The organism is Pseudomonas sp. DCB_AW (assembly GCF_026240895.1).
Classification (GTDB): domain Bacteria; phylum Pseudomonadota; class Gammaproteobacteria; order Pseudomonadales; family Pseudomonadaceae; genus Aquipseudomonas; species Aquipseudomonas kermanshahensis.
Genome location: NZ_JAPFCE010000028.1, coordinates 1 through 16,814, shown reverse-complemented (window position 1 = coordinate 16,814; position 16,814 = coordinate 1). Strand labels below are relative to the sequence as shown.

The following is a 16,814-nucleotide window of genomic DNA, read 5'->3' as shown; positions in this document are numbered from 1 at the left end:
CCATGAAGCGCCTGCTGGCGATCACCCTATTGGCCATCGGCATGGCCAGTTCGCCCGGGCTGTTCGCCGACAGCGAGCCAAGGCAACTGCTGGCGCGCTCGATCAGCGCCGCGCCGCCCTTGCAACTGAGCGACCAGGACCGCGAATGGCTGCAGCAGCGCGGCCAGCTGGTACTGGGCAGCTCACGGCCTGACTACCCGCCGTTCGAAATCAACATCAGCGAACGTGATTACGAAGGCCTGAGCGCCGACTATGCAGGCATCATCGCCGAGCAGTTGGGGATCCCGGTCGTAGTACGACGCTTCGACAACCGCCACGCAGCCATCGCCGCGCTGCGCGAGGGCCGCATCGACCTGCTCGGCAGCTCCAACGCTTTCGAGGCGGCGGATGCCCAATTGGGCCTCAGTTCGCCCTACGCCGACGACCTGCCGGTCATCGTCACCCGCGAAGGCCGCACCCTGAAAAACGCCCTCGACCTCGACGGCCTGCGCCTGGCCATGGTCGACCACTACCTGCCCGCCAGCGCCGTGCGCTCGCTGTACCCCAAAGCGCAATTGAGCCTGTACCGCTCGACCCTGGCTGGCCTTGCCGCGGTCGATCTGGGTGAGGCCGACGCCTACCTGGGCGATGCCATCAGCACCGACTTCTTTATTGGCAAGAGTTACCAAGGCACCTTGAAGATCGACCATTTCTGCCAGGTGGCCCCGGGTGCCTTTGCGTTTGCCATGGCTGACGACAACGCCCGTTTGCGCGGGTTGGTCAACAAGGCCTTGGCCAGAATCACCGAGAGCGAGCGCCTGACCATCCTGCGCCGCTGGACCAGCGGTAACACCAGCCTGCTGCTGGAGCGCCACCTGACCGCCTTGACCGCCGAAGAGGCCGCCTGGATCGCCCACAACCCGACCGTCAAGGTACTGGTCAACACCTCACTGGCACCGCTGACGTTCAACGATGCGCAGCACCGTACCAACGGCATCACCTTGGAGCTGCTCAAGCAGATTTCCCTGCGCACGGGCCTGCACTTCAAACCGATCGAGAGCCAGTCGGCGCAGGCGATGATCGAGCGCCTGGCGCGCGGCGACGCGCAGATGATCGGAGCGCTGGGCTACGGCACCGAGCGTGCCAAACAGCTGCGCTTCACCCGCCCTTACCTGGTCAGCCCCAGGGTATTGGTGACCCGCAACGACGCCACCTCATCGGCGCAGGCCAAAGCCCTCGATGGCCAGCGTGTCGCCCTGGTACGTGGTTCGCCACAGCGCGCAGAACTGCAGCGCCGCTTCCCTCGCGCCAAGGTGGTCGAAGTGGACAACCCCCTCGGCCTGATGGAGGCGGTGGCCAGTGGCGCCGCCGACGTGGCCCTGAGCAACTACATCAACGCCACCTACTACATCAACCATGTGTTCAAGGACCAATTGCGCATTGCCAGCGTGCTGGACGACAGCCCAGCCATCGCGGCATTTGCCGTGGCCCCGGACCAACCTCAGCTGCAGGCCATACTCGACAAAGCGCTGCTGAGCATCCCCCCCGAAGAACTGGACCAACTGATCAACCGCTGGCGCACCAGCACGCTGGTCAGTGACAGCCCATGGCGCGACTACCGCACGCTGGCGCTACAAGTGCTGGTGCTGTCCGCCCTGCTGTTGGCCGGGGTGGTGTTCTGGAATACCTACCTGCGCAAACTCATCCATCAGCGCACCGACGCCCAGCACGCCCTGCAAGCCCAGCTAGCCTTGAGCCGCGGCCTGCTCGAACAGCTGCGCCAGGCCAAGGACGATGCCGAACAGGCCAGCCAGACCAAAAGCACCTTCCTGGCCACCATGAGCCATGAAATCCGCACACCGATGAATGCAGTGATCGGCCTGCTCGAGCTGGCCCTGGAAGACAGCCGCGCCGGCCGCTGTGATACCCAGACCCTGCAGACAGCCCACGACTCGGCCATTGGCCTGCTGGAGTTGATCGGCGACATCCTCGACATCTCGCGCATCGAGTCCGGGCACATGACCCTGCAGCCGGTGCCGACCAACCTGGTCGACCTGGTGCGCAACACGCTGCGGGTATTCGAAGGCAATGCGCGGATCAAAGGCCTGCACCTCCACAGCGCGCTGCCTACCTCACCTGGCTGGGTCATGGCAGACCCTTTGCGGCTCAAGCAGGTACTGTCCAACCTGATCAGCAACGCCATCAAGTTCACCGAGCGCGGCGAAGTGCACGTCAGCCTTACCCTGTCGCCTACCGACGCAAAGAGCGACCTGCAGGTCGAACTCTGTGTACGCGACACCGGCATTGGGATCAGCCCTAAAGACCAGGCCCGGTTGTTCAATGCCTTCGCCCAGGCCGATGGCCCGCGGGCACGCCAGGGCGCCGGGCTGGGTCTGGTGATCAGCCGCACCCTGGCCGAATTGATGGGCGGCACGCTGAGCCTGCACAGCGTCGAAGGCGTGGGCAGCAAGGTGCAAGTCTGCCTGCAGTTGCCCGCCAGCCAAGCCCCCGCGCCTGCCGAACAGCGCGCCCCAGTGCTGGAAGCCAGCAGCGGGCCGCTGAACATTCTGGTGGTCGACGACTACCCCGCCAACCTGCTGTTACTGGAGCGGCAACTGCACACATTGGGGCATCGCGTAACCCTGGCTGAAAACGGCGAAGCCGCGCTGGCCCGATGGCAGGCAGCGCGCTTCGACCTGGTGATTACCGACTGCAGCATGCCAATCATGGACGGCCACGAACTGACCCGCCGCATACGCAAGCTGGAACACGAGGGCGAGTTGATGGCCTGCAGGATCCTCGGCGTCACCGCCAACGCGCAGGCCGAGGAACGTGCCCGCTGCCTGGCCAGTGGCATGGACGAATGCCTGTTCAAGCCGATTGGCCTGCAAACCCTGAAAAACCACCTGCCCCAGGCCAGCACGCACACACCGCCTGTGCAGGCCCAAGGCAGCGGTTTCAACCTGAGCGAGTTGCGCCACCTGACTCAGGACGACGAACAGCTCACCCGGCACCTGCTCGAGCAGCTGTCACAAAGCGCCAGTGAAGACTTGGCCGCTCTGTGTGCACTCGGGCCAGAGGCGGATAGCGACGCCGTGCGCGCCTTGGCCCACCGCATCAAGGGTGGGGCAAAAATGCTCAAGATGCGCACGCTGGTCAAGCACTGCGAAGCCATCGAACAGGCGCAGGCCCAAGGGCTGCCAACGGCTGAACTGCGCCAGCAACTGCAAGCCAGCATGCAGGCCCTGTTGCACGAACTCAGTGCTGCCCTCAGTGCAATTGCAACGTCGAGTTGATCTGGCTGATCGCATCGACCACGTGGCGTGACCCTTGCTGGATTTCCATGATCACCGTGCCGGCCTCGTTGGCCAGTGCCACGCCATGGCCGGTACGGGTCAGGCTCGACTGCATGCTCGCCACGGCCAATAGCGACAGGTCATGGTTTTGCCGCACCACATCGACGATCTCCAAGGTGGCTTTGCTGGTACGCGCCGCCAGGTTGCGCACTTCATCGGCGACCACGGCAAAACCGCGCCCATGTTCGCCAGCGCGCGCCGCCTCGATAGCCGCGTTCAATGCCAGCAGGTTGGTCTGGTCGGCGATGCCACGAATGGTCAACACGATCTGCCCGATCACGTCCGACTGCTTGCTGACTGCATCGATACTGCGTGCGGCGTCATTGAGCTCCTGGGAAATCTGTTCGATCACCTGCACCGCCTGCTGTACCACCTCGGTGCCCTTGCGGGCGCAGGCATCGGTTTGCATGGAGCTGGCGTGGGCGGCATCGGCGGCACTTTGCTGGGTGCAGACCTGGCTGGTGATGTCGCTGGCGAACTTCACCACCTTGTACAGCCGGCCCTTGCTGTCGAAGATCGGGTTGTAGGAGGCTTCGAGAAAGACCGTCTGGCCTTGCTTGTTGATGCGCTCGAAGCGGTGCGAATGGTATTCCCCGCGGTTGAGCGAGGCCCAGAATTCACGGTACGCCGACGACTCCCGCTCCTGGGGCAGGCAGAACAGCCCGTGGTGGCGCCCGACCACCTCTTCCAGGCGGTAGCCCATGGTGGTGAGAAAGTTCTGGTTGGCCTTGATCACCCGCCCGGCAGGGGTGAACTCGATCACCGCCATGGAGCGGCCGATGGCCTTGAGCAGGCTCTCGCTCTCGTGCTCCTGCATAACGCGCTGGCTGATGTCCGACGCCACCTTGATCACGCTGGTGACCTGGCGCTGCTCATCCAGCACCGGCATGTAGCTGGCTTCGAGCCAAACCTCCCGCCCTGCCTTGTCGACGCGCTCGAAGGTCCCGCTGATGGCCTTGCCCTGCCCCAATTCACGCCAAAGCTGCTGATACTCGGCCGTCTTGACGTAGGCCGGGTCGCAAAACAACCGATGGTGCTTGCCGCGTAGCTCTTCGACGCTGTAACCCATGGCCTGGCAGAAACGCTCGTTGGCGTCGAGAATGGTGCCGTCGGGCGCGAACTCGATCATCGCCATCGAACGGCTGATTGCCGCCAGTTTCGCTTGCGCGCTGGCCAGTGCCTGGTGACTACGCTGAATCTCGACCAAGTCGGACTTGCGATGGAAATCGAACATGACGCCGGGCTCCTTTATGCGCGGGGTGTCCTGAGCATAGATGGGCAACTGCGCCGTGCAAGCACATTGATATCACTTTGTAATTAACACCTTGATCGCCACTCCGACGGGCGGATCACGAGCTTTCGCGCACCATCAACTCGAAACCAAGGTCTTGCTGCTCGGTGGCCACCCGCTTGCCGTCAAGCAACGCCAGCAGGGCCTGCGCGGCGCCCCGACCAACGGCAGCCCTTGGGGTGCGAATCGAGGTCAGCCGCGGGACCATGTGCGCAGAAGCGGGCAAGTCGTTGAAGCCAACCATCGCCACTTCGCGGGGTACTTCCACGCCTTGGCGCAGTGCCTGCAGGACCGCACCCTGGGCCAGGTCGTCGTTGCAGAAGAAGATACCGTCGACATCCGGCGCCTGTTGCATCAGCTGGCTGAACAACGCACTGCCCAGCGCGATCGAGGAAGGCTCCGGTGCAAGGATTTCCAGCTCCGTCGACTGCAGCCCTGCCTCGGCGAGGGCCTGGCGGAAGCCTTCGGCACGCTGCATCACCCGTGGGTCGAGCTGCGCGGCAATGAACGCCAGCCGGCGCCGCCCACGCTCGATCAAGTGCCTGGCCGCAGCGCGCCCTGCCTGTTGCTGCGAGAAGCCCACCGACAACGCACCCGCCTCGCCGCCCAGCTCCATCATGTGCACGCAGGGCACGCCACTGGCCGCCAGCATCTGCCGCGCGGCGTCACTGCGCTCGAAACCGGTCAGCAGCATGCCGCAAGGCTGGTAGGCCAAGTAGTTGCGGATCAGGTTTTCTTCTTCGGCAATGTCGTAGTGATAGTTACCGATCAACACCTCAAGCCCTCGCGGGCGCATCACCTCGTGAATGGCTTCGAGGGTGTCGATGAACAACTGGTTGGACAACGACGGGATCAGTACCACCACCGACTGGCTGCGCGCCGAAGCCAGTGCGCGGGCTGCCGGGTTGGCGACATAGCCCAGGCTGGCCGCAGCAGCGGCAACCTTTTCCACCAGCGCCGGGGCTACCGTGCTGACGCCGCGCAAGGCGCGGGATGCGGTGATCGGGGAAACCCCAGAAAGCCTGGCGACTTCTGCCAGGGTAGGACGACCGGTGGTGCGAGAGCCTGTGCGGGACATGGATGTTGTAATTTTACTACTTGCCAAGGGAGGGGAACGGCCACTAAGGTAGCGCTGTCTCAGGACGCAGGCAATGTAATCTTTGGTAGCGGTTCCACGTGCACTGTGCCAAGCGTCCATACTGCGTAAGGACAAGACCAATAACACCGGGGAGGTGGCTGTTCGTCAGCGACGAGACAGCGCTATCTCACCCCGCAGGAGGTACTGATGAATTCTCCCCTGTCCGCCATTGTGGTGATGGGCGTGGCTGGCTGCGGCAAAAGCTGCGTCGGCGCTGCCATTGCCGCCAGAAGCGGCGGCCGCCTGATCGAAGGCGACGCTTTCCACCCTGCCGAAAACATCCGCAAGATGAGCGCTGGCATCCCCCTGGACGATAACGACCGAGCCGGCTGGCTGGTGCGCCTGGGCCAGGAATTGCAAGCCACGGTGCAGTCGGGCGAACGCCCGATCCTGACCTGCTCGGCACTCAAGCGCCGTTACCGCGAAACGTTGCGCGCGTCCATGCCGGGCCTGGCGTTCGTGTTCCTGGAGCTGACCCCTGCCGAAGCCGAAAAGCGGGTCTTGGCGCGCCCTGGGCATTTCATGCCGGCGAGCCTCATCGACAGCCAGTTCGCGGCCCTCGAATCGCCGAATGGCGAGCCACGGACCTTGTCACTGGACGCCACCCAGGCCATCGATGCCTTGGCTAATACGGTAGACACCTGGCTAAAGCCTTGCGGTGAGCGGGACCTGGCGCAAACCGCCTGAACCTGGCGGTTTATCCGGCTCACCCAAGACAGCGCTGTCTCGACCAATGAAAGCGCCTGAAAGTTCCATAACGTTACGCCCAAAACAACGATAAGACCGAGGCATTAAAACCATGTTCGGACTGGCTACTGATACCTTCCTGCTGCTCGACGCACTGGTCACCATCGTCGGGCTGATCCTGCTGATCACCCATTTCAAAGTGCACCCCTTCGTCGCCCTCACCCTCGCGGCCGGCTTCCTCGGCCTCACCTCCGGCATGCCGGTGGCCAAGGTGATGAAATCGTTCCAGGACGGTTTTGGCGGCGTGCTGGGCTTCGTCGGTATCGTCCTCGCGCTGGGCACCATGCTCGGCAAGCTGATGGCCGACTCCGGCGGCGCCGACCAGATCGCCCAGACCCTGATCCGCGCCTTCGGCAAGAAGAACGTGCACTGGGCCATGATGTTCGCCGCCTTCCTGGTTGGTATTCCGCTGTTCTTCGAGATCGGCTTCGTGTTGCTGATCCCGTTGGTGTTCATCGTCGCCCGGCGCTCCGGCGTTTCGCTGGTAAAAATCGGCATACCGCTGCTGGCCGGCCTGTCCGTGGTTCACGGCCTGGTGCCGCCGCACCCGGGGCCGTTGCTGGCGATCGGCATCTTCCATGCCGACATCGGCAAGACCATCTTCTACGGCCTGATCGTCGCGCTGCCCACCGCGATCATTGCCGGCCCGCTGTTCGGTAACTTCATTTCACGCTACATCCCGGGCAACCCGTCCCAGGAGCTGATGGACCAGATCGCCAAGGAGTCCGACCAGGGCAACCTGCCGAGCTTCACCATCACGTTGGTCACGGTACTGCTGCCAGTGGCGTTGATGCTGCTCAAGACCTTCGCCGACGTCGTCCTGCCGGCCGAGCACATCGTGCGCCAATGGATGGACCTGATCGGCCACCCCATCACCGCCCTGCTCGCTGCGTTGCTGCTGGCCTTCTACACCTTCGGCGCGGCGCGTGGCTTCAACCGCCAGCAGATCATGAAGATGCTCGACCAGAGCCTGGCGCCCACCGCCGCCATCGTGCTGATCGTCGGTGCCGGTGGCGGCTTCAAGCAGATGCTGGTGGATACCGGTGTCGGCAACGTGATCGGGCAGATGGCCGTGCAGGCCGAAATCTCGCCGATCATGCTGGCCTGGCTGGTGGCGGCGGTGATCCGCATCGCCACGGGTTCGGCGACGGTCGCGACCATCACGGGCGCGGGCATCGTGGCACCGGTGATCGACCTGGTGCCGGGGGTCAACCGTGAGCTGCTGGTGCTGGCCACTGGCGCCGGCTCGCTGATCCTGTCACACGTCAACGATGCCGGGTTCTGGCTGGTGAAACAGTACTTCAACATGACCGTGGCCGAGACCTTCAAGACCTGGAGCATGATGGAGACCATCCTTTCGGTGGTCGGCATCATCTTCATCATGTTGCTGTCGATGGTGGTGTGACCGTTGATCGGGGTGGGGGCACCAGGTGCGGGCTTGATGGCCCAATCGAAATAGAAGCCTTGCCCCCATCCCGATGCAAAGGAGCCTGCCCCATGATCCGCCCCTTCCTGCTTGCAGCCGTACTGGTTTCACCGCTGGCCCTGGCGGTCGGCACTGGGCCCACCTACCCCGACGACCCACACAACCCAGCGCCGACACCGGGTGTAGACAGCACGCTCAACCCGATTGAAAAGCCGATGCCACGCGACACCGACCCGCGGATCGAGGGCAATGACCCCGAGAGCCCGCCGGCCACCCAGAATGATGGGCGGGATTTGCCAGGGATGGATGGCAGTGGCTCGGAAGGTACTGGGCGCCAAGGCACGAGCACGGGCAACCCTTGAGCCCCTGTAGGAGCAGCCTTGTGCTGCGAAGAGGCCGGCAATTACACAGTGAATCTTCGCTGCTAGTACCGGCCTCTTCGCAGCACAAGGCTGCTCCTACACAGATCGTACCCATATCGCGCATGGCCGAAGCCGTGAGGTCACCACTGCCGCTTGTCTGGCCTGGTCAACCCGAGCTTTTCGATCCGGTAACGCAGCATATCCCGCGACAGCCCCAGCATCCGCGCCGACTTGGTCACATTCCAGTCAGTCCGGTCCAGGGTCTTGCACACCAGATCCCGCTCCATGTCCGGCAGGCTGGTACCTGGTTCTGGCTCATGCCGTGGCATCTCGAATACTGCAGGCGCCTGCTGCTGTATCAACGGCTCGTCGATCAGCGTCATGCACAGGTTCAACTGATGCGATTGCACCACCTCATTGGGTGCCAGCAATACCGTCTGCTCCAGCATGTTGCGCAGTTCGCGCACGTTGCCAGGCCAGCTGTAGCCCAGCATCAGGGCCTCTGCCTCGGCGGAAAAACGCAGGTTCGGCTTACCATAGCGCCGCCCGTGGTGCGCTAAAAAGTGCCTGGCCAACAGCAGAATATCCTGCCCCCGGGCATACAGCCGCGGTACCTTCAAGGCGATGATGCGTAGCCGGAAGAACAGGTCGCGGCGGAACTTGCCTTGCTGCACCATCTGTTCGAGGTTGCAGTTGGTAGCGCTGATCACCCGCAAGTCGACCTTGCGCTCCTTCACCGCGCCAATGCGGCGGATGCTGCGATCCTCCAGCAGTTTGAGCAGCTTGGCCTGCAGCACAAGGTCCATCTCGCCGATTTCATCGAGGAACAGCGTGCCACCATCTGCGGCCTCGACCAGGCCTACGCGACGCTCCTTGGCATCGGTGAACGCGCCTTTTTCATGGCCAAACAACTCCGCCTCCAGCAAGTTGGCCGGGATCGATGCGCAGTTGAATTCGATGAATGGGCCCTTGCTGCGCGAGCCATCAAAATGCAGGGCCCGGGCCACCAGTTCCTTGCCAGTACCGGTCTCGCCCTCGACCAACACGGGCGGCAGGTCGTCGCTGGCCATGCGCCGCTCGGCGTCCAGCACCTGGCGCAGGGTGTGCTTGAGGCTGTGCATCACCGGCGACTCGCCAATCAGTGCCTGCAGCCCGGACTTCTGCGCCTCGCGCTCCTGGTAGAACGACAAGGTGCGCTCCATCCGTTCAGCCGCCAGGGCCTTGTCCAGGGTCAGTTTAAGCTCGGCCAGCACCACCGGCTTGGTCAGGTAATGAAAGGCGCCCTCCTTCATCGCCTGTACCGCGTCTTCGACATTGCCATAGCCCGTCATCATGATGACCTTAAGCGCCGGCGCCTGCGCCACCAGCACGCGCAACAGGTCATGCCCACTCATGCCTGGCAACGAGTTGTCGGTCAGCACCGCATCGGGCTGGGCCTGCTTGATCTGCTCCAGCGCAAGCTCCGCGCTGTGGCAGACCGTCACCTCGTAACCCTTGAGGCTCAGGTAGGTGCGTATGTTGTCAGCAAGGATTTCATCATCCTCGACTACCAGGATGCTGTGTTCCATGGTCCCCTCCCGCTGCGATATTGAAAGTAAGGCTTACGCGGGTTCCTTCCTCTTCGCGGCTGCTCAGGCTGACCGAGCCGCCAAAACGCTCCATGATGCGTTGCACCAGGGCCAGGCCTACACCGAGGCCGCCCTGCTTGGTGGTGAAGAACGGCTTGAACACCATCCGTTCCTGCTGTTGGCTCATGCCCTTGCCGGTATCGCTGAGCAGCAGCACGGCGCGTTGGCCGTCCTGCACGCTCACTTCTGCGCGCAGCACACCGCCTGCCGGCATGGCTTCAAGGGCATTGGAAAACAAGCTGTTGAGGATTTGCGTCAGCTGCAGCGGTTGGCTGGCCACACACTGCACGTCGGGGCCCTCGTAGCAGAACTGCACGCCGTTGCGCGCCATCTGCTGGGCGAAGGCCAGGTGGGTGTCCTCGATGGACGCGACCAGGTCCACGGCCTCGGGCTCGTCACTGGTCGGGCGCAACGACACCAGCAAGTCGCGCACCCAACGTGACATGCGGTCGACCTGGCTGATGATGTCGGTGATGTTCTTTTGTGCGGTGGGGTTGGCGATCTCCTGGGCCAGTTCGGCGCTGGAGCGGATGTTGGCCAACGGGTTGCGCAGGCTGTGGGCCACCGCAGAGGACATTTCGCCCAGTGCCACGTAGGTTTCACTGGCTACCAGGCGGTCTTGCTGCTGGTTGAGCATCAGCGCCGCCCGGCGCACGATCCAGAACAGGCCAAAGTAAATCAACGCGCCACCCACCAGGGTCGAGGCCCAGATCAGTACATAACCGCGCTGGATACGCCGGATCAGGTCCTGCGGCTCCTTGTAGATTTCCACCATCGACAGCACCTGCTCGCCTTGGCTGTCGAACAGCGGGATGTAGTTCTCGATGAACAGGTACTTGGGTTCGCGCAGAAACTTCTGTTCTTCACGGTCGTCCTCGGCCTGGTGGTAGCTGGCAGACACCGCTTTGCGCGAACGGAACGCGCGCTCCAGGTCGCCATCCTCCTCGATCCGCTCGCCAATCAACTGAGGGTTGGTGGACCAGACAATGGTCCGGTCGCGGGCGTAGACGTTGGCCAACAGGGTATCGGGCAGGTGTTCGACGTGGTCGAGGAATTCGACACGGGTCGATTCGGCCAACGCCGGGGTGAACTGCAGGTGCTGCAGGTCCAGGCGCGGATCGAGCAGTTCGCCCATGGTGGTGCCCGGCGGCAGTTGCGAATGGCGGACCTCGGCTTGGGCCATGGCCTGGATGAATTGGGCGGTGAGCATGGCATCGCGCTCCACGCTGTCGCGCACCACGAAGCGCGTCGACACATAGCCCAAGCCACCGGCCACCGAGGCGATGATCAGCAGGCTGATGATCGAAAACCAACGCAACAGGTTGAACTCGCGCAATGGCGCCGCAAAACCACTGGTGGCCGCAGACGCTTTGTCGGGCACTTCGTTTTCCAGCATCTGCATTGAGGGGTTCCCGCGCTGGGCGTCCGTTCTGAAGCGCACCCTTGCCACGATTAGTAGCAATTTAATGGCACTTCACCCAGGTCGCCAAGGCGACCCGTTGTTGCCATGCTCACATTGCAAAAAATCAGCCAGTCGACGAACGAAAAGACATATTCATATTTTTCAGTCACTTGAAAGAACTTATTAAAATCCGGTCAAGCTTCAGTCCCCACTTTTGGGTAACAATTACCCAAAAAAATCTATTTGTTATAAATCATGTAGTTACGATATGAACATAAAGCCCACTAAGAAGATTTGGCCAACCTGAAATTCAGCGAAACGCGGGTGCCATGCCCTAGGCTGCTACTCAACCTCACCGCGCCACCAAAGCGCTCCATGATGCGTTTGACCAAAACCAGGCCAACGCCCAGCCCGCCCTGCTTGGTGGTGAAGAACGGCCTGAAGGCCATGCGCTGCTGTTGCTCGGTCATGCCCTTGCCGCTATCGGACAGGCGCAGCGTCAGGCCGCGCCGGTCGTGGCGCACCACCTCGACACGCAACTTCCCGCCCTGCTCCATCGACTCCAATGCGTTGGCAATCAAACTGCTGAAAATCTGCCGCAGTAACGCCGGGTGCCCCAACACCTGAACCGCCGGTAACGGTTGCAGGTCGAGGGTGACGCCACTGCGCGCCAGCGGCACGGCAAAGGTCTGCAGGCTTTCCTGCAGCGCCTGCGGCAGGTCCACCGCCACCGCTTCGTCATTGAGCGGGCGCAGTGACTGCAACAGCTGCCGGATCCACTGCGACATGCGGTCGACTTGGCTGATGATGTCGTTGATGTTCCTTTGCGCTGGGCCCTCGTCGAACGCCTGCGCAAGCTCAGCACTGGAGCGGATGCTCGCCAGCGGGTTGCGCAAGCTGTGCGCCACCGCCGAAGACACCTCGCCCAGGGCCACGTAGGTTTCATTGTTGATCAGCCGTTTTTGTTGCACCGCCAGCAGCTTGGCCGCGCGGCGCATGATGCCGTACAGGCCGATATAGACCAGCCCGGCGCCGACGGTGATCGCCAGCCAGATGAGGATCAGGCCATGTTCGATGCGCACGATCAGGTCATGCGGTTCCTTGTAGATCTCCACCATGGCCGTGACGTGCTCGCCATCGGCGTCGAACAACGGAATGTAGTTTTCGATGAACAGCTGCTCAGGCGGGGTCACGAACTTTTGCTCTTCGCGTGCCCGCTCGAAGTCGTGGTAGCTGGCCGAAACCCGCATCTTGTACTCGAAGGCGCGGTCCAGGTCGTCGTCGCCTTCGATCAACTTGCCGATCAGCGCCGGGTTGGTCGACCAGATCACCGTGCGGTCCGGCGCATAGATATTGGCCAGCAGCATGTCCGGCAGGTGGGCGATGTGGTCGAGAAACTCGCCCCTAGCCTTGCGCCGGGCATCGGGGTCGACATCCGGCAGCGCCGTGCGATCGGTACGCGGGTCCAGCAATTCGCCCATGGTGCGCACATTGGGGATCGACACATGGCGCACTTCAGCATCAGCGATAGAGGTGATGAACTGAGCGGACAGCAGCGCATCGCGCTCGACGCTTTCATCGATGATGAAACGGCTGGAGATCAGCCCCAGCCCGACCGCCACCGAGAGGATGATGGCCAGGCTGACCCAGGCATACCAGCGCAGCAGGTTGAACGGTTTGCGTGGGGCTGTCGCCTCGGTACCGGCAGGCACTCCAAGGGCGTCGGAACGAGGGGCGATGTCCATGGCGGACTCCACAGCTGGGCACCTTTGAAGGTTATAGCCCAGAGTTGGGGGAACCATGGTTCTAAATTGATGTCATCCGCCGAAGGGTGGCCGCCGCGCTGCTCGGCCACGTCGCGCGCCTACAGCGGCGAGTCGTCCGCCAGCCCTTGCAGCTTGCGGTAATCGCGCAGCACGTTGGGCACGTAGCGGCGGGTTTCGGCGTACGGTGGCACTGCGCCCCGGCGCAACACCGCGTCGGGGCCGGCGTTATAGGCGGCCACGGCCAGGGTGATGTCATTGTCAAACAAGGTCAGCATGCGTTTCAGGTAGCGTGCCCCACCCTGCACATTGTCCTCAGGGTCCAGGGCGTTCTCCACGCCCATCTCCCGCGCGGTATCGGGCATCAGTTGCATCAGCCCCACCGCGCCCGCCGGCGAGCGGGCCTTGGGGTTGTAGCCGGACTCTGCCTTGATCAGCGCATGCAGCAGTGCTTGCGGCACGTTGTGGGCCAACGCTGCAGCGGCCACCAGCTCGGCATAGGGCCGCCCGGTGATCATTTGCGCACCGGCAGCCCCCGCCTGGGCCAGCGGTTCGCTGATAACCCGCTGATACTGGCGCCCGGGCCGATGGACGTTGGTCAGTACGTAGCCGCCCTTGGCATCGATGGAGATGTACACATCGGCCTGGGCGGCACCCGCCGCCAGCCAGATCAAACCCAGGATAAGTCCACGCATGTCGGTCGCCTCTTCGTCGTGGCCCCCGATGTGGGGGAAATGCCCCGGAAAACCCGAGGTTGCAGACCACGACGCAAGCACTGTGCCGCTTCCTGCACCGCATGGCGCAAGGCCCCGAGGCAGACGTGCACGGCTGTTGCATGGTGCCTGCCACAGCATGTTCCTACGCAGCGGAGGGCATCACCATGCAGCGCAGATCCAACCCCCAACGTGGCTTCACCCTGCTCGAACTCCTCGTGGTGCTGGTTGTGCTCGGCCTGCTGGCCGGTATCGTCGCGCCCAAGTACTTCAGCCAGCTTGGCCGCTCGGAGGTCAAGGTGGCGCGGGCGCAGATCGAGGGTTTGAGCAAAGCCCTGGACCTCTATCGCCTGGAAGTCGGGCATTACCCCAACAGTGAACAAGGCTTGCAGGCACTGGTCATCGCCCCTAGCGGCGAGGCCCGCTGGACCGGCCCGTACCTGCAGAAGGCCGTGCCGCAAGACCCGTGGGGCCGCGCCTACATCTACCGGCAACCCGGTGAGAACGGCGGCGAGTACGATCTGCTGTCGATGGGCAAGGACGGCCAGCCCGGTGGCGACGGTGAGAACGCCGAAATCACCAGCTGGCAATAAGGAGCTCGGCCATGCGCTACAGCCTCAAGGCCCTGGGCAGACAGGGCGTGGTGCAATTGCAGATCGACGCCGAAGATGCCGACCAGGCGCGCCGCCAAGTCGAGGACCAAGGCTTGCGGGTGGTCAGCGTGAAGGGCCAGGGCAGTGCCTTGCGCGGCATGGCCTGGCGCCGCGAGGCGAGCTTTGACCTGGTGTTGTTCAGCCAGGAGCTGTCGACCCTGCTCAACGCTGGCTTGCCATTGATCGATGCCCTGGAAAGCCTGGCGGAAAAAGCCCCCGCTGCGGCCTCGCGCAAGGTGCTCGGCGAACTGGTACGCCAGCTGTACGAGGGGCACTCGCTGTCTCAGGCGCTGGGCCGCCAGCCCAGGATATTCCCGGCCCTGTACGTGGCGCTGGTGCAGTCCAGCGAGCGCACCGGCGCCCTCGGCGACGCCCTCGGCCGCTATATCGCCTACCGGCAACGCTTGGACCTGGTGCGGCAGAAACTGGTGGGGGCGTCGGTTTACCCACTGCTGTTGTTGCTGGTCGGTGGTGGCGTGGTGCTGTTTTTGCTCGGCTACGTGGTGCCGCGCTTCAGCCAGGTGTTCGAAGGCATGGGTACCGAGCTGCCGTGGCTGTCACGCCTGCTGATGCAGATCGGGTTGTTCTTGCATGCCCAGCAACTGCCGCTGGCGCTGGGCAGCGTGGCGGGCATCACCGCCCTGGTGCTGCTGCGCCGCCACCCGCGGGTACGGCGCTGGGCAGCGCGCCAGCTCAGGCGCATGCCAGCGCTGCACCAGCGGCTGATGATGTACGAACTGGCGCGCTTCTACCGCTCGCTGGGCATCCTCCTGCAAGGCGGTATTCCTATCCTCACGGCCATGGGCATGGCCCGCGGGCTGCTGGGTAGCGCCGCCGCGCAGGGCCTTGAACAGGCCAGCCAGCGCGTGGCCGAGGGGTTGCCGCTGTCCGACGCGCTGGAAGTTGGGCAACTGGTGACGCCGGTGTCGCTGCGGCTGCTGCGCGCCGGTGAGCAGTCGGGCAACCTTGGCGAGATGCTGGAGCGTTGCGCCGACTTTCACGACCAGGAGATTGGCCGCTGGGTGGAATGGTTCGTGAAGCTGTTCGAGCCGCTGCTGATGACGTTCATTGGCCTGTTGATCGGCTTTATCGTGATCCTGATGTACATGCCGATCTTCGAACTGGCCTCAAGCATTCACTGAAGGCTCAGGCCGAGGCTTTCGCGCAAAGTCGTGCCTTCATACGCGGTGCGGTAGACGCCACGTGCCTGCAGCAATGGCACCACTTCTTCGGTGAAACGGCGGAACTGGCCTGGATGGCCAATGTAGATATTGAAGCCATCCAGCGCCCGCGCCTCGAACCACTCGGTCATTTTTGCCCCCACCGTTTCGGCGGAGCCGACGAATGCCCCCGGGCGTAGCTGGCGGCCGAACTCCACCGCCTGGCGCAAGCTGAAGCCCTGCGCCCGCGCCTGGTCGGCAATGCGCTTGGCATTGGTGAAGAAGCTGCTGCGGGCATGCTCCAGGCTCTCTTGAGGGAACGGCGCATCGAGGTCGTACTGGGTGAAATCGTGCCACCCGAAATTGCGCCCGAACTCCTTGAGTGCCAGTTCGAAGCTGTGGTCCTGCTGGTGGTAATGGCGCTCGATCTCACGGGCGTGAGCATCGGTGTCGCCCACATAGATTTCTGCACCTGGCAGTACCAGCAACTGCTCCGGGTCTCGCCCCAGGCGCGCGGCACGTTCCTTGACGTCACGATAGAAGGCCTGGCCCTGCTCGATGCTGGCCGCGTGCGTGAAGATCACATCGGCGGTGGCGGCCCCCAAGTCGCGGCCCTGCTGCGAGTCGCCAGCTTGGAAGATTACCGGTTGGCCCTGGGGCGAACGCTGGATGTTCAAGGGCCCCACCACCGAGAAGTGTTCGCCCTTGTGGTTGAGCGCATGCAGCTTCGAAGGGTCGAGAAACTGGCCCGTGGCGCGATCGCGCGGGAAGGCGCCGTTCTCATAGGAATGCCACAAGCCCTGCACCACCTGCACGTGTTCCTCGGCGCGGGCGTAGCGGGTGTCGTAGTCGTAATGCTCGTCACGGCCATAGTTACCCGCGGTGCCGGCATCGCCGCTGGTCACCACGTTCCAGCCGGCGCGGCCTTTGCTGATCAGGTCCAGCGAAGCAAGGCGACGGGCGACGTTATAGGGCTCGTTGTAGGAGGTGGTCAGGGTACCGACCAGCCCGATATGCCGGGTGGTGACGGCCAGGGCCGAGAGCAGGGTCAGCGGCTCCAGGCGGTTGAGGTAATGCCGAAGACAGCTATAAAACCGCTGTAGCTGCGCTCGACAATGCACGAATAGAAACCAGCAAAAAAATTCGCACTCTTGTAACAGTGGTAAGCCCCAATACACCTCAATTGGCAGTCTATC

General features: G+C 63.3%; 12 protein-coding genes and 2 pseudogenes. 7 read left to right on the top strand and 7 right to left on the bottom strand.

Annotation, left to right across the window (positions count from 1 at the left end):
- Positions 1–2: 2 nt before the first annotated feature.
- Positions 3–3,275: a transporter substrate-binding domain-containing protein gene (locus tag OO306_RS16340; RefSeq protein ID WP_265969335.1), complete on the top strand. Its 3,273-nt coding sequence runs from the start codon at positions 3–5 to the stop codon at positions 3,273–3,275.
- Here OO306_RS16340 and OO306_RS16335 read toward each other — a convergent pair.
- Both OO306_RS16335 and OO306_RS16330 read right to left on the bottom strand, forming a co-directional pair.
- Entirely contained in the window at positions 3,250–4,569 is a 1,320-nt protein-coding gene (locus OO306_RS16335; RefSeq protein ID WP_099429223.1) for a PAS domain-containing methyl-accepting chemotaxis protein, read from the bottom strand. The two genes, OO306_RS16340 and OO306_RS16335, sit on opposite strands and share 26 nt — an antisense overlap.
- A gap of 115 nt (positions 4,570–4,684) precedes the next feature.
- Positions 4,685–5,704: a LacI family DNA-binding transcriptional regulator gene (locus OO306_RS16330; RefSeq protein ID WP_027593398.1), complete on the bottom strand. Its 1,020-nt coding sequence runs from the start codon at positions 5,702–5,704 to the stop codon at positions 4,685–4,687.
- Between the two features lie 207 nt (positions 5,705–5,911).
- Between OO306_RS16330 and OO306_RS16325 the strand changes: the two genes are divergently transcribed.
- From OO306_RS16325 to OO306_RS16315, 3 genes are all read left to right on the top strand, one after another.
- A complete protein-coding gene (locus OO306_RS16325) occupies positions 5,912–6,451 on the top strand; it encodes a gluconokinase (RefSeq protein WP_265969333.1) in 540 nt (179 codons plus the stop codon).
- A gap of 112 nt (positions 6,452–6,563) precedes the next feature.
- Positions 6,564–7,916, top strand: a complete 1,353-nt coding sequence (locus tag OO306_RS16320; protein WP_027593400.1) for a GntP family permease — start codon at positions 6,564–6,566, stop codon at positions 7,914–7,916.
- A 92-nt stretch (positions 7,917–8,008) separates the two neighbouring features.
- The gene (locus OO306_RS16315; RefSeq protein ID WP_099429221.1) at positions 8,009–8,299 is read left to right on the top strand and encodes a hypothetical protein; all 291 of its coding nucleotides are present in this window, start codon (positions 8,009–8,011) and stop codon (positions 8,297–8,299) included.
- 140 nt (positions 8,300–8,439) lie between these two features.
- On the opposite strand, the gene OO306_RS16310 is transcribed toward OO306_RS16315, so the two are convergent.
- The 4 genes from OO306_RS16310 to OO306_RS16295 form a co-directional block, all read right to left on the bottom strand.
- Entirely contained in the window at positions 8,440–9,867 is a 1,428-nt protein-coding gene (locus OO306_RS16310; protein WP_099429220.1) for a sigma-54 dependent transcriptional regulator, read from the bottom strand.
- Complete coding sequence (locus tag OO306_RS16305) at positions 9,836–11,329, bottom strand: sensor histidine kinase (protein WP_238213730.1); 1,494 nt, start codon at positions 11,327–11,329, stop codon at positions 9,836–9,838. The genes OO306_RS16310 and OO306_RS16305 overlap by 32 nt, the downstream gene beginning before the upstream one ends.
- A 284-nt stretch (positions 11,330–11,613) precedes the next feature.
- A complete protein-coding gene (locus OO306_RS16300; RefSeq protein WP_027593404.1) occupies positions 11,614–13,074 on the bottom strand; it encodes a sensor histidine kinase in 1,461 nt (486 codons plus the stop codon).
- A 119-nt stretch (positions 13,075–13,193) separates the two neighbouring features.
- Positions 13,194–13,787 (bottom strand): transglycosylase SLT domain-containing protein, encoded by a 594-nt coding sequence (locus OO306_RS16295; protein WP_027593405.1) that lies wholly within the window; start codon positions 13,785–13,787, stop codon positions 13,194–13,196.
- Positions 13,788–13,972: 185 nt separating this feature from the next.
- Here OO306_RS16295 and gspG point away from each other — a divergent pair, with 185 nt between their 5' ends.
- Together gspG and OO306_RS16285 are read left to right on the top strand one after the other, a co-directional pair.
- Complete coding sequence (gene gspG / locus OO306_RS16290; RefSeq protein ID WP_027593406.1) at positions 13,973–14,398, top strand: type II secretion system major pseudopilin GspG; 426 nt, start codon at positions 13,973–13,975, stop codon at positions 14,396–14,398.
- 11 nt (positions 14,399–14,409) lie between these two features.
- Positions 14,410–15,600: a type II secretion system F family protein gene (locus tag OO306_RS16285; RefSeq protein WP_099429219.1), complete on the top strand. Its 1,191-nt coding sequence runs from the start codon at positions 14,410–14,412 to the stop codon at positions 15,598–15,600.
- Here the strand turns inward: OO306_RS16285 and OO306_RS16280 are convergent.
- Positions 15,594–16,694 (bottom strand): annotated as a pseudogene (locus tag OO306_RS16280) (NtaA/DmoA family FMN-dependent monooxygenase); the annotation flags it as partial. The gene OO306_RS16285 and the pseudogene OO306_RS16280 sit on opposite strands and share 7 nt — an antisense overlap.
- On the opposite strand from OO306_RS16280, the pseudogene OO306_RS28350 reads away from it, so the two are divergent.
- Positions 16,688–16,814, top strand: a pseudogene (locus OO306_RS28350) (ABC transporter permease); the annotation flags it as partial. The pseudogenes OO306_RS16280 and OO306_RS28350 overlap by 7 nt on opposite strands.

Excerpts from the sequence above, each read along its gene's own strand:
- OO306_RS16340 (WP_265969335.1), top strand. The coding sequence starts at position 3 with ATGAAGCGCCTGCTGGCGATCACCCTATTGGCCATCGGCATGGCCAGT.
- OO306_RS16335 (WP_099429223.1), bottom strand. The coding sequence starts at position 4,569 with ATGTTCGATTTCCATCGCAAGTCCGACTTGGTCGAGATTCAGCGTAGT.
- OO306_RS16330 (WP_027593398.1), bottom strand. The coding sequence starts at position 5,704 with ATGTCCCGCACAGGCTCTCGCACCACCGGTCGTCCTACCCTGGCAGAA.
- OO306_RS16325 (WP_265969333.1), top strand. The coding sequence starts at position 5,912 with ATGAATTCTCCCCTGTCCGCCATTGTGGTGATGGGCGTGGCTGGCTGC.
- OO306_RS16320 (WP_027593400.1), top strand. The coding sequence starts at position 6,564 with ATGTTCGGACTGGCTACTGATACCTTCCTGCTGCTCGACGCACTGGTC.
- OO306_RS16315 (WP_099429221.1), top strand. The coding sequence starts at position 8,009 with ATGATCCGCCCCTTCCTGCTTGCAGCCGTACTGGTTTCACCGCTGGCC.
- OO306_RS16310 (WP_099429220.1), bottom strand. The coding sequence starts at position 9,867 with ATGGAACACAGCATCCTGGTAGTCGAGGATGATGAAATCCTTGCTGAC.
- OO306_RS16305 (WP_238213730.1), bottom strand. The coding sequence starts at position 11,329 with ATGCAGATGCTGGAAAACGAAGTGCCCGACAAAGCGTCTGCGGCCACC.
- OO306_RS16300 (WP_027593404.1), bottom strand. The coding sequence starts at position 13,074 with ATGGACATCGCCCCTCGTTCCGACGCCCTTGGAGTGCCTGCCGGTACC.
- OO306_RS16295 (WP_027593405.1), bottom strand. The coding sequence starts at position 13,787 with ATGCGTGGACTTATCCTGGGTTTGATCTGGCTGGCGGCGGGTGCCGCC.
- gspG (WP_027593406.1), top strand. The coding sequence starts at position 13,973 with ATGCAGCGCAGATCCAACCCCCAACGTGGCTTCACCCTGCTCGAACTC.
- OO306_RS16285 (WP_099429219.1), top strand. The coding sequence starts at position 14,410 with ATGCGCTACAGCCTCAAGGCCCTGGGCAGACAGGGCGTGGTGCAATTG.